Raw genomic sequence first — 12,749 nt, 5'->3', positions numbered from 1 at the left:
TACGGGGCAGGTCTACCGGGCAGCCGGACGGTGAGCTCACAGCTTCGGAATCTGACCGGTAGGCAGGTCTTGTCCAGGGAGGGGCCGGGCGAATGGAACCTTGGTTCCCAGAACCTGCGCCAGGGTATCGCGGGCTACCTGCTGTGCAGTCAGTCCAACGCGGTCCAAGACCTCAGCACGAGTTCCGTGCGCCAAGAATTCGGTAGGCAAACCTACTTCGTTCAGAGCCGTATCGACACCCGCTGCACGCATTTCGGTGCGCAAGCGCGAACCCACACCGCCGGCTCGGACGCCATCTTCGATGCAGACCACAATGCGGTGACGGGCTGCCAGTGAAATCACCGAGGTTGGCATTGGTAGAACCCAACGAGGATCCACCACGGTCACCGATACGCCCTGGCTGTTCAGTCGTTCTGCGACATCCAGCGAAAGCTCGCTCATGGCGCCCACGGAAACGATGAGAACATCCGGTGCGGAACGGTCCCCCAAGCGTGCCAGAACATCCACGCCATCTGGCAGGCGGTCCACAGCTTCGATGGGTTCACCCACCGAGCCCTTGGAGAATCGCACGACACTTGGCGCATCATTGATGTCAAGGGCTTCACGCAGTTCCTCCCGCAGGCGGTCGGCATCGCGCGGCGCAGCCAGATGCAGGTTAGGCACGATCTGGGTCAGCGCCATATCCCACATGCCGTGGTGGCTGGCGCCGTCCGGGCCGGTGACTCCAGCGCGGTCCAGCACGATGGTGACACCTGCCTTATGCAGGGCCACGTCCATCAGCAATTGGTCAAAGGCACGGTTGAGGAAGGTCGCGTAGACGCAGACCACCGGGTGCAGTCCGCCAAAGGCAAGGCCGGCGGCAGTAGTCATGGCGTGCTGTTCGGCGATGCCCACGTCAATGACGCGTTCAGGGTGTTCCTGGGACATTTTCTTCAGGCCCACTGGCTGCAGCATGGCACCGGTGATCGCCACAATGTCCTCGCGCTCGTTGGCCACCGCCGCGATCTCTTCGCCGAAGACGCTGGTCCAGCTCTGCGCGCTGGACTTGGAAACCGGCAGACCGGTGATTGGGTCGATAACGCCAACGGCGTGGAACTGGTCAGCTTCATCGGCGCGGGCCGGAGCGTAGCCGTGGCCCTTCTCAGTCAGGGCATGCACGAGCACTGGGCCCGCGTACTGCTTGGCCTGCTGCAGCGCTTCTTCTACTGCGCGCTGGTTGTGGCCATCGATCGGGCCGATGTACTTCAGGCCCAAGTCCTCGAACAGGCCTTGCGGTGCCCACCAGTCCTTGATGCCCTTCTTGGTGGCGTGAAGGGACTTGTAAGTGAAATCGCCTACTGGCCCGGATCCCTTGAGCTTGACCTTGAGCTTGTCCATGGCGTTCTCGTAGGCCGGGTGGGTACGGAACTTGTCCAGCTGCTGGCGCAGTCCCGAAAGCTGGTTGGCCAGGCCGCCGATGGTCGGGGCGTAGGAGCGGCCGTTGTCGTTGACCACGATGACTGCTTTGCGGTCCTTGTCGGCAGCGATGTTGTTGACTGCTTCCCAGGCCATGCCGCCGGTCAAGGCGCCATCGCCCACCAGGGCTACGGCGTAGCGGTCATTGTTATTCATCAGCTTGTTGGCGCGGGAAATTCCATCAACCCACGACAGCGAGGAGGAAGCATGGGAGGACTCAACCACATCGTGTTCTGATTCACCGCGGTCAGGGTAGCCCGACAGGCCTCCTTGCTGGCGCAAGGTCTCGAAATTCTGGCGTCCGGTAACCAACTTGTGCACATACGACTGGTGTCCCGTATCGAAGACGATGGAGTCAGTTGGGGAATCGAAGACACGATGGATGCCCAAGGTCAGCTCGATAACACCGAGATTGGGACCCAAATGGCCGCCAGTACGAGCAACATTGTCGATGAGGAAGCCGCGGATTTCCTCCGCCAAGTCGTCGAGCTGCTCGAGGGTAAGCGCCCGCAGGTCACTTGGTTTCTTGATGGTCTTCAATAAAGACACGTTCATCCCCTTCACAAATTCGCCGACAATAGGCTGGAAAGCCCATGCGAAATACCTAGTTTACCGCGTTCAAGGCTTCTTTCATTATCCGTCAACGTCCGTGCTGGTGCTAATTTCCTAGCAATGACGTTCACTACCCCGAACGCATGTGCCCGTTCGCGTGCGAGCCTAGTTGCGGTCCAGCGTATCGGCCAGCATTTGCAGCCCTTGCGCTTCGAAGGATTCATCTCCAACTTCATAAGACCAGACGGCCGTGCCCAGGCCTTCACGTAGTTGCATCATTTTCCATGATAATTCTTCGCGCGGATCATAGCCGTAGCCCTGAAGGAAGGCTTGTTCCAGCTCCGGATGCCCCACCCACTGCTGTAGTGAGAGTCGCGCGAAGTCGCTGGAAGCTGGACGGAATTCAAAACGTCCAAAATCAATGACTTTCAGTTTTCCTTGGTCTACGAGCCAATTACGAGGCTGCCAGTCTCCGTGCGTTGGGACGACGGCCACGGATTTAGGCTCGTAGCTGGTGAACAGGTCCCTGATCTGCCGGCACCGTGAAGCACCAATGCGGTGCTTGCGTTCAAGCAGCTGAAGGAATTTTGCCGTCAGCCGGGCTTCGTAGCCATGAGCAACACGCTGTTCTTGATCGTGCAGCAACCTGAGCGCGTGTCCCGCCTGTCGATGCGAATCCGGCGCGTATTCATGTTCTGTCCCTACGCACAGTTCTCCGGGTTGGTAGTCCAGCACTGCCAGGCGGTGCACATCGCTTGAAAAACGCAGCCGCGCGGCCAGCCCGGCTTCGGCAAGTACACGCGTGTACCGGCGATGTGCTTCCAGCTCCCGGATGATGTGATGGTTGCTTTCGCCCGCGGTCTTGAGCACGAAGTGCTTTCCGGCTGCATCCAAATGGAGGACTTTAATGTCTGTCAGCCCCCAAGACATGTCCGAAACGACTGTTGCCTCTCCGAGCCAGGAACGCACTTGGTGCACTTGGCCCGCATTCAGCAGATCTTCAAGGGCAGGTGACGTCATCGGAAGTTCCTCTCCGCCAACAGTTTTCTGGAAGTGATTCCCGAGTCTAGCAATTGATCTCCAGGCTCCCTGCGGGCGGCGCTAAGCTGAGCGTATGCCATCTTCCTTCGATCCTCATCACGTCTCAGCGAGTTATTCGAGTCTCGCCAGCGCCTATATCGATCTGTTCGCTTCGCCCGAGCAGGCGGAGCTTGAAGACCGGGAGCTGATTGCGGCGTGGGCGGGGCAGCTGGAGGGGCCGGTCCTGGACGCTGGCTGCGGGCCTGGGCATTGGACACAGTTCATCGCCGATGCCCATCGGCCGGCTACAGGCGTTGACCTCGTTCCGGAGTTTCTGCACTTCGCACGGCGCAACTTCCAGAAGCCCGATTTCCTGCGTGCGGACTTGGCACAGTTGCCGTTCGAAGACCACCATTTTTCCGGGGTGCTCGCCTGGTACTCGGTAATCCATGCTCCTCCAGCCGAGCTTCCGCAGCTGTTGGGCGAGTTTGCCCGGGTGCTCAAGCCACGCGGCAAGCTGCTGCTCGGATTCTTTGCCGGGGATCAGCTAGAAGCCTTTGGCCACCAGGTCGCCCCGGCCTGGTATTGGCCGCCCGGGGAATTGGAGCTGTTGTTGGAAACGTCAGGCTTCAGCGTGCTGGAAGTTGGCACCCGCACCCGGTCCACGGCCCGCACCCATGGTCAGCTGAGTGCGCAAAAGGCTGGTTAAAAACCTGAGACCCAAGGCAATTGCCTTGGGTCTCAGGTTTTCCCGCGATGCGGAACTACTTAGAGATTCGCTTCGACCGGAGCCGAGGTGGATCTGCTAGTTGGCAGCGGCGATCTGGCGCAGTACGTACTGCAGGATGCCACCGTTGCGGTAGTAGTCAGCTTCACCTGGGGTGTCGATGCGCAGAACTGCGTCGAACTCGGTAACCTTGCCGTCTTGTGCGGTTGCGGTAACCTTCAGGGTCTTCGGGGTGGTGCCGTTGTTCAGCTCGGTCACGCCGGAGACAGCGAAGGTCTCGGTTCCGGTCAGACCCAGCGAATCAGCGGATTCGCCCTCTGGGAACTGCAGCGGCAGAACGCCCATGCCGATCAGGTTCGAGCGGTGGATACGCTCGAATGATTCGGTGATGACGGCCTTGACGCCCAGCAATGCGGTGCCCTTGGCAGCCCAGTCACGCGAGGAGCCCGAGCCGTATTCCTTGCCGCCAAGAACGACCAGCGGGGTGCCGGCAGCCTTGTAGTTCTCTGCAGCGTCGTAGACGTAAGCCTGCGGAGCATCAGCCTGGGTGAAGTCGCGGGTGAAGCCACCCTCGACGCCGTCCAGCAGCTGGTTCTTGATGCGGATGTTGGCGAAGGTACCGCGGATCATGACTTCGTGGTTGCCACGGCGCGAGCCGTAGGAGTTGAAGTCCTTGCGATCCACGCCGTTCTCGATCAGGTAGCGGCCAGCCGGGGTTTCCGACTTGAACGAACCTGCAGGCGAGATGTGGTCGGTGGTCACCGAGTCGCCCAGCTTCAGCAGCACGCGTGCGCCGCTGATGTCCTGGACTGGCTGCGGCTCGGCGGTCATGCCGTCGAAGTACGGTGCCTTGCGTGCGTAGGTCGACTTCTCGTCCCATGCGAAGGTCGAACCCTCCGGGGTGTCCAGTGCCTTCCAGCGAGCGTCGCCTTCGAAGACTCCGTCGTAGCCCTTGGCGAACATTTCCTTGTCGATCGACGAGTCAATGATCTCCTGGACCTCGACAGGCGATGGCCAGATGTCCTTCAGGAAGACATCGTTGCCCTCGGCGTCCTGGCCCAGTGCGTCGGTCTCGAAGTCGAAGTCCATGGTGCCAGCCAGTGCGTAGGCGATGACCAGTGGCGGGGAAGCCAGGTAGTTCATCTTCACGTCTGGGTTGATGCGGCCTTCGAAGTTGCGGTTGCCCGAAAGAACTGCGGTAGCTGCGAGGTCGTTGGCGTTGATGGCCTCGGAGATCTCGGCATCCAATGGACCGGAGTTGCCGATGCACGTTGCGCAACCGTAGCCAACAACGAAGAAGCCGAGCTTCTCCAGGTATGGCAGCAGGCCGGACTTCTCGTAGTACTCGGTAACGACCTTCGAGCCTGGCGCGACCGAAGTCTTGACCCATGGCTTGGAGGTCAGGCCCTTGTCAGCTGCGTTGCGAGCCAGTACGGCTGCGGCCAGCATGACCGAAGGGTTGGAGGTGTTCGTGCACGAGGTGATCGAAGCGATCGAAACCAGGCCGTGGTCCAGGGTGAACTGGGTGCCATCTTCCTTGGTGACATCGACGGCTACCGACGGGCGGCCAGCGCCCTGGGTGTCTTCGGCGTTCGATACGTAGTTGTGCAGGTCCTTGCGGAACTGTTCCTTCGAGGAAGACAGCTCGATGCGGTCCTGTGGACGCTTCGGGCCGGCGATCGATGGAACCACGGTCGACAGATCCAGCTCGAGGTATTCCGAGAAACGGATCTCGCGGCTTGGATCGTGCCACATGCCCTGTTCCTTGGCGTAAGCCTCGACCAGTGCCACGTTCTCGTCGCTGCGGCCGGTCAGGCGCAGGTAGTCGAGGGTGACATCGTCGATCGGGAACATCGCGGCAGTGGAGCCGAATTCTGGGGACATGTTGCCGATGGTTGCACGGTTGGCCAGTGGCACTGCTGCCACGCCTTCGCCGTAGAACTCAACGAACTTGCCAACAACGCCGTGCTTGCGCAGCATTTCGGTGATGGTCAGCACCACGTCGGTTGCGGTGGCGCCAGCTGGGATCGAGCCAGCCAGCTTGAAGCCGACAACGCGTGGGATCAGCATGGAGACAGGCTGGCCGAGCATTGCTGCCTCGGCTTCGATGCCGCCAACGCCCCAACCCAGCACGCCCAGGCCGTTGACCATGGTGGTGTGGGAGTCGGTGCCTACGCAGCTATCCGGGTAAGCGCGCAGTACGCCGTTGACCTCGCGGGTCATGACGGTGCGTGCCAGGTACTCGATGTTGACCTGGTGCACGATACCGGTGCCCGGTGGGACGACCTTGAAGTCATCGAATGCAGTCTGGCCCCAGCGCAGGAACTGGTAACGCTCGCCGTTGCGCTGGTACTCGATCTCCATGTTGCGCTCGACAGCGCCTTCGAAACCGAAGGTGTCGATCTGCACGGAGTGGTCGATGACCATTTCGGCTGGTGCCAGCGGGTTAACGCGGGTTGGGTCACCGCCGAGGTCCTTGACGGCCTCGCGCATGGTTGCCAAGTCAACGACACAAGGCACGCCGGTGAAGTCCTGCATCAGCACACGTGCAGGGGTGAACTGGATTTCGGTGTTCGGCTGAGCCGAAGCATCCCACTGACCCAGTGCATTGATGTGCTCGTTGGTTACGTTCGCGCCGTCTTCGGTGCGAAGCAGGTTCTCAAGAAGAACCTTAAGGCTGTAAGGAAGGCTGTCCGAGCCTTCAACCGTATTTAGTCGGTAAATTTCGTATTCGGTTCCATTGACGTCAAGTACGCCCTTGGCACCGAAGCTGTCCACATTGCTCACGTGGGACTCCTCTCGCCAGACACTCATTCTGTTGCACACGCACACTGTAATTCCAGTTAGGAGTTCCTAACTGAGATAGTCAGGCTCCTAGCGTGGCAGAGCTAAAAACAGTCTATCGCCTAAGCTCATAAAAAGACTCCTCGGAATAAATTTTCATCCGAATTCGTGTCTAATCGGACAATTTCAGGTGTTTAACGGCGCACGAAGAGCCCGATGGACTCCATATGGTGGGTATGCGGGTACAAATCGTGAATCTCCATATGCTCTAATTCGTAGCCGCGGCCCATCAAACGCGCGGTATCACGGGCGAAAGCCGCAGGGTCGCAGGACACGTAACAAATCCGGGATGCAGCAATGGAAGCCAGCTCCGCAGCCACCTGCTTATCGATCCCGGTGCGGGGCGGGTCAAGTACCACGGCGTCCAGGGAGGCATCCCCGGCGACCTGCCGTAACACTCGCTCAACACGGCCTCGGATCACCGTGGCCTGCGAATAGGAGCGCAGATTCTTCTTCGCATCGGCATGCGTGCCCGGAGCGCCTTCAATTGAGAAGACCCGGCCCTGGGAGCCAACTGCCTTAGCCAACGGGACGGAGAACAAGCCAGCACCCGCATAGAGGTCGGCGATTTGCTCGCCAGCGGCTGGCTCGGTCAGTTCAACTACGCGCTGGGAAAGCAGGCTGGCCGCCTCTCGATGCACCTGCCAGAAGCCTTCACCGGTAATCCGGAACTTCTCCCCCAGTACCTTTTCGGTCAGGAACGCCGAACCAGCCAAGGTCTGCAAGCTGCCTTTGCCGTCAGCCGCCGCGCCGCCCCGCTGGCTGAAAGCGGCGACATTGACACCCTCCGGGAACTGCTTTGCCACCTTTGCCGCGGCGCCGGTACTTGCTTCAGCCAGCAGGATCAGCACGGTCTGGTCATCCTGGCTGGATACCGCAGCCTCGACACGCTCGATTCCGCTGTAGTCCACAGAGTACAAGCCGGTGGCCTCGATAGCCGGATGGGCCAATGGCATCTGCGCGATGCCGGTCAACTGGTTACTGCGGAATGCGCTCATCGCGAGCTTGCCCTGTGCGTCCACCGAATAGGACATCCGGGTACGCCAGCCCAGGCCGTCGGCCGCGCCCTTGACCGCTTGCACCGCAGGGAAGTTGTAGTCCTCCGCCTTCAGGCCGCCTAGACGGGTCATCTGCTCGGCAGCAACCTGCGACTTGAGCTCACGCTGGTGCTCAAGGGTGATGTGGCCGAACTCTGCGCCACCCACCGGGTCACGATGCTTCAGGGCATCAGCGGCATCCCAGAAGTGGGGCACGCGGTGCTCGCTGGCTTCGAGCACCTCGGCGACGTCGGCACGCCAGAATTTGGCCTCCGGCGCACTGTCCGTCAGGCGCACATTCACCAACTCTCCGGGAATGCCGTGGCGCACGAAGATCACGCGGCCCTCATGGCGGGCGACGGTGTGGCCGCCATGGGCAATCTTGCCCAGGCGGACGGTGAGCATTGGTGTTTCAGTCATCGATCTTGTCTTTCATCAGAAGCATTGAATTCAGCGGTGTGCCGAAGATTCTTCGGTCGGCCCGCCGCCCAGGGCATGCGAAGCACTGAGCAAGCGCCATGGAACCGAGGCGATCAAGACGCCCGGTTCATAGTGCAGCCGGTTTTTCACTCGTAAAGCGGTTTGGTTGTGCACCAGCTGTTCCCACCAGTGGCCCACTACGTATTCAGGGATGTACACGACGATCAGTTCCCGCGGGGATTCACGCTTGATGGAACGAATATGCTCAATCAGCGCCCCGGGGATATCGCGGTACGGAGAAGCCAGGGCGGTGATCGGCACCGGAATCTGCAGGCGTTCCCAGTCCCGGAGGGTCTTTTCGGTTTTGCTTCGTTCCACATCCACGATGATTGCTTCGAGCTTCGAGGGACGCGAAGCTCGGGCGAAGGCCAAGGCCCGCAGCACCGGCTTGCGCACGGTGGAGACCAGCACCAGTGCATGCACCCGGGAGGGCAAGGCCGTGGCGGCAACGTCCTCATCCACCGCCAGCTCGTCGTCAACCTTCTGGTAGTGGCGCTGCAGTGAATCCATGATCAGCATCAAGGCCGCAATGCCCAGCACGGCCAACCACGCGCCGTGGACCAAGCGGGTGGCCAAGACGACCACCAGCACCAGTGCCGATAGGACCAGGCCCACCAGGTTCAGCAGGCGCTTGCGCTGCTTGGCCGCACGGATCCTGCGGTCGGCAATGGGAACCAGCACGCGTTTCCAGTGCTTGAGCATGGCCAGCTGGCTGAGCGTAAAGGAAACGAACACGCCCACCACGTACAGCTGGACCAGCAAGGTGACATCGCCTTGGAACAGCAGCACCAGTGCAATCGCGGCAACGCCCAGGGACAATATGCCGTTGGAGAAGCCCAGCCGATCACCGCGGGTACGCAGCTGGCGTGGCAGGAAGCCGTCGGTAGCCAGATGGCTGGCCAGCAGGGGGAAGGAGTTGAAGGCCTGGTTTCCGGCCAGCAGCAGCACGGCAATGGTCAGCACCGAAACAATGACCAGGCCGAAGGTGAAATCGCCGAACACGGCTTGCGCCAGCTGGCCAAGGACCGGGACCTGCACAAACCCTTCAGGGATCGGGGCACCGTCGAGCAAGAATGAGGCCTGCGGGTCGGCGACGACCTTGATGCCGGTGGCACGGGCAAGCATCAGCGTGCCAAGTGTCAGCACCCCGGAGAGCAGGCCCAGCACCAGCAGGATCCGCGCCGCGTTCTTGGCCCGCGGCTTGGCCAGGGTCTGCACGTTCGAGATCGGGACCTCGATACCGGTCAGCGCCGCCGAACCCGTACTGAAAGCACGCAGGATCAGCAATGCACCGACGACACCGTGCAGCCCATTGGCAAACTCTTCTTCCGGCACAATCGTGAAATCCGCGCTCGGGGCAAGCCCGAGGGTACCGGTCAGCGCCATCACCCCGCCGATAGCGACCAGCAGCAGCATGCCGATCACGAAGAGGTAGACCGGAATGGCCAGGGTCCAGCGCCCTTGTCCCCTGCCGCGCAGATTACCGACCACGAGGAATGCGACAAGTCCAGCAGCCACCCAAGCCTTGTACTCGGCCACTGCAGGGAAAATGGCGGCGAGATACAGGGCAGCTGATGAGCTGGACACAGCAACGGTGAGCACGAAGTCGACCAGCAGCGCAGCGGCGACCGCTGTTCCCGGGCGCGCACCCAGGTTCTTCTTCACGATCTCGTAGTCGCCACCGCCAGAGGGGTACTCCATGACCGATTGCCGGTAGGACAGCACCAGCACCACCAGCACGGCAAGGACAGCAAGTCCGACCATCGGCGAAAGCGCGGTGGCCGCGATGCCCGCAATGGCCAGGGTCAGCAAGATTTCGTCTGGCGCGTACGCCAAGGACGACAGGGCGCTGGACGAGAAAATCGGCAACGCGACGTTAGGTGGCAACGGCTTCTTTTTCAGCTGTTCAGTTCTGAAAGGCCGGCCCACCAAGATCCGCTTCAGACCGTCAAATAATGCAGGCACGACACAACGTTATCGCAGGGTGCAAGGCACATGGGTGCTGCACCACCGATAAACTGGGTGCGATCAGCGCTATTGTTGCATTCGGAGCACACAGCTTGTGTGCGCCACTGGACATGCAGCAAGCAGTAGACCCAAGGAGTTCTCGGTGGCACATTTCGTGATCATGGGGTGCGGACGCGTCGGTGTCTCGCTAGCCCACACGCTGGATTCAGCGGGGCATTCCGTGGCAGTCATTGACCAGGACCCGCATGCCTTCCGCCGGCTGAGCAAAGGCTTCTCAGGTTCCACGGTGACCGGCATGGGGTTCGACAAGGACACCCTGGAAGCTGCCAAAATCGATGAGGCCTATGCTTTCGCCGCCGTATCCAGCGGTGATAATTCCAACATTCTCGCCACTCGCGTATCGCGCGAAACCTACAACGTCCCCCATGTCGTGGCCCGCATCTACGATCCAGGGCGCGCCGAGATCTACCAGCGCCTGGGTATCCCCACCGTGGCCGCGGTCCGTTGGAGCACCGATCAGGTGCTGCGCCGGATCCTGCCCGACTATTCGATGCGCGGTGACTTCCGGGAGCCATCGGGGCGCCTGATGCTTTCCGAAGTTGCCCTGCACCGCGACTGGTATGGACGGCTGGTCAAGGAGCTGGAAGCGGCCGCCGGGGTACGAGTGGCCTATCTGACCCGCTTCGGCGAAGGCACCATCCCCGAGAGCCGCACCCGATTGCAGGGCGGCGACCTGGTGCACGTGATGATGCGGCTCGATGAGTCCAAGGACATCGAAAAGATCCTTGCCAGCCCGCCGGCTGCGCAGGCCAACGAATAATCTGAGAGGCACCCCCATGAAGGTCATGATTGCCGGGGCCGGCTCGGTCGGTTCCTCCATTGCCCGCGAACTTGTGATCAACCATCACGAAGTCCTGCTTATCGACCTGCAGCCGGAAATGGCCGAGCGCGCCGACCTGGAAGCGGTGAAGTGGCTGATTGGCGATGCCTGCGAATTAGCTGTCTTGCAGCAGGCACAGCTGGAAGAGTACGACGTGGTCGTTTCGGCAACCGGCGATGACAAGGTGAACCTTGTGGTCTCGTTGCTGGCCAAGAGCGAATTCGGCATCCGGCGCACCGTAGGCCGCGTGAACAATCCGAAGAATGAGTGGATGTTCGATGACGCCTGGGGCGTAGATGTAGCGGTCAGCACCCCGCGGCTGATGACCGCGCTGGTGGAAGAAGCCGTGGAGGTGGGCGACCTGGTGCGGCTGCTGACGCTGAAGACCGGAGAGGTCTACATGGTCGAGTTCACCGTCCCGCACGATTCGGCGTTGATTGGCCGCAGCATCGGGCGCATCTCCTGGCCCGAAGACACCACCATGATGGCAGTGGTTCGCGATAAAACGCCGTTCCCGCCCAGTGCCGATGATGTGATTGAGGGTGGCGATGAAATCTTCTTCATCACCACCCCGCAAGCCGAAGCCTTGTTGCGCCGCACGCTTCGCGACGCCACCCGCTAGACGGCTTGTGCTGGAGGGCTGGTCCCGTTGCTGGCTTCTGCTGCAGGCTTCGAGACCAGCCAGGCGAACCAGAGCCCCGCTGCATACAGCGGCACCCCCATCAAGGCGCGGGCCAAGCCCAAGGCCACGACGTCATCTGCGATGTACATCGGGATCTGCACTGCAAGGCGCAGCGCGAAAACAGCAATGATGATCCAGGTGGCCACCTGGTAGCGGCGCAAGCGCGCGGGTTTCTTGCGCCACTCGGTGCCTTCATTGCGGATGAACCCGAAGAGCAGGCCGATCAGCGGCCAGCGGGCCATCACCGAAATCAGCAATCCCGCCAAGTAGGCGGCCGATACGTAGAACCCTGGAATGTAGTAGTCCTTGGCATTGCCTGAATTGCGTGCGGCGAAGGCGCAGATCAGGATGCCGATCAGCCCGGAGCCGGCCTGGATCAGCGTCGAGCGCTTGGCTAGGCGGATGATCATGAACACCACGCCAAGACTGATCGAAGCGATCAGCCCCCAGCCCAGATTGGAGGTCAGCGCGAAGACCATGATGAACACGAAACCGGGAAGCACCGTTTCCAGGATTCCGCGCACGCCACCGACGGTGGAGAGCAGATCTATCCCGCCGTCGGCATTTTGCGCGATGTTGGCGTTCGAGCCAATCATTTCCGCGAAGCTTGGATGCTTTGCTTCCGGCGTGGATCCATCTTCCGGACGCGATTCGTCGTTGTTCATCATGTTTTCTTCCAGTTAGACGCCAGCATGCTCTCGTTCCCAAGACCTTGAGGGAACGCGCGGATCACCCGCGGGCCTCCGGCACGATTACGTAGCGCGGATTAAAGATCGTCGGAACTTGATCCACGGGAGCGACCATTCCCGAGTATTCCACCTTCACGCCCGGCTTGATTCCCGGAACGGATTTCTGGCCCATGAACGCCAAACGCACATGCGGTACAGTCCCGCGACGAGCAGACACCGCACCGAGCCGGTCGACCACCACCGCGGTCAGCGTGGGTGCGACGTGTGGCGCGGAATAGCTAACCGATTGGATGTAGCCCGTGTGCTCCACCCTGCCCTTGACAGGCAGCTGTTCCAAGCTGTCCAGCCGCTGGTAGCTGAGCTTTTGGCCCGAGGGGCCAAGCAGCGCAGTGACGGGTTTGTCCTTCAGCGACAT

The 12,749-nt window shown here is 61.0% G+C and carries 10 protein-coding genes; 3 read left to right on the top strand and 7 right to left on the bottom strand.

Annotated elements, in window-relative coordinates:
• Positions 1-36 precede the first annotated feature (36 nt).
• Together dxs and ACIOTN_RS03055 are read right to left on the bottom strand one after the other, a co-directional pair.
• On the bottom strand, positions 37-2,004 hold the full coding sequence (dxs, locus tag ACIOTN_RS03060) for a 1-deoxy-D-xylulose-5-phosphate synthase (protein ID WP_105656856.1): 1,968 nt from the start codon (positions 2,002-2,004) through the stop codon (positions 37-39).
• A 168-nt stretch (positions 2,005-2,172) separates the two neighbouring features.
• Positions 2,173-3,027 (bottom strand): phosphotransferase, encoded by an 855-nt coding sequence (locus tag ACIOTN_RS03055; RefSeq protein WP_105656747.1) that lies wholly within the window; start codon positions 3,025-3,027, stop codon positions 2,173-2,175.
• A gap of 94 nt (positions 3,028-3,121) precedes the next feature.
• Between ACIOTN_RS03055 and ACIOTN_RS03050 the strand changes: the two genes are divergently transcribed.
• A complete protein-coding gene (locus tag ACIOTN_RS03050; protein ID WP_105656748.1) occupies positions 3,122-3,736 on the top strand; it encodes a class I SAM-dependent methyltransferase in 615 nt (204 codons plus the stop codon).
• Positions 3,737-3,832: 96 nt separating this feature from the next.
• Here ACIOTN_RS03050 and acnA read toward each other — a convergent pair whose 3' ends face one another.
• The 3 genes from acnA to ACIOTN_RS03035 all read right to left on the bottom strand — a co-directional run bounded on the left by acnA (position 3,833) and on the right by ACIOTN_RS03035 (position 10,080).
• Entirely contained in the window at positions 3,833-6,568 is a 2,736-nt protein-coding gene (acnA, locus tag ACIOTN_RS03045; RefSeq protein ID WP_181148800.1) for an aconitate hydratase AcnA, read from the bottom strand.
• A gap of 164 nt (positions 6,569-6,732) precedes the next feature.
• Complete coding sequence (locus ACIOTN_RS03040; protein ID WP_105661469.1) at positions 6,733-8,055, bottom strand: class I SAM-dependent RNA methyltransferase; 1,323 nt, start codon at positions 8,053-8,055, stop codon at positions 6,733-6,735.
• A 30-nt stretch (positions 8,056-8,085) separates the two neighbouring features.
• The gene (locus ACIOTN_RS03035) at positions 8,086-10,080 is read right to left on the bottom strand and encodes an APC family permease (RefSeq protein WP_181148801.1); all 1,995 of its coding nucleotides are present in this window, start codon (positions 10,078-10,080) and stop codon (positions 8,086-8,088) included.
• Positions 10,081-10,225: 145 nt separating this feature from the next.
• Here ACIOTN_RS03035 and ACIOTN_RS03030 point away from each other — a divergent pair, with 145 nt between their 5' ends.
• The gene (locus ACIOTN_RS03030; RefSeq protein ID WP_105656751.1) at positions 10,226-10,903 is read left to right on the top strand and encodes a TrkA family potassium uptake protein; all 678 of its coding nucleotides are present in this window, start codon (positions 10,226-10,228) and stop codon (positions 10,901-10,903) included.
• A 16-nt stretch (positions 10,904-10,919) separates the two neighbouring features.
• Positions 10,920-11,585 carry a TrkA family potassium uptake protein gene (locus ACIOTN_RS03025; protein ID WP_105656752.1) on the top strand — a complete coding sequence of 222 codons (666 nt, stop codon included), beginning with the start codon at positions 10,920-10,922 and terminating at the stop codon, positions 11,583-11,585.
• On the opposite strand, the gene ACIOTN_RS03020 is transcribed toward ACIOTN_RS03025, so the two are convergent.
• Together ACIOTN_RS03020 and ACIOTN_RS03015 are read right to left on the bottom strand one after the other, a co-directional pair.
• On the bottom strand, positions 11,582-12,313 hold the full coding sequence (locus ACIOTN_RS03020) for a DUF3159 domain-containing protein (RefSeq protein ID WP_286134105.1): 732 nt from the start codon (positions 12,311-12,313) through the stop codon (positions 11,582-11,584). The two genes, ACIOTN_RS03025 and ACIOTN_RS03020, sit on opposite strands and share 4 nt — an antisense overlap.
• Before the next feature lie 61 nt (positions 12,314-12,374).
• On the bottom strand, positions 12,375-12,749 hold the full coding sequence (locus ACIOTN_RS03015) for a hypothetical protein (RefSeq protein WP_105656753.1): 375 nt from the start codon (positions 12,747-12,749) through the stop codon (positions 12,375-12,377).

It is taken from the genome of Glutamicibacter sp. NPDC087661 (genome assembly GCF_044743275.1).
Classification (GTDB): domain Bacteria; phylum Actinomycetota; class Actinomycetes; order Actinomycetales; family Micrococcaceae; genus Glutamicibacter.
The sequence above is the reverse complement of the archived record's forward strand: the minus strand, read 5'-3'. Positions and strand labels throughout refer to the sequence as shown.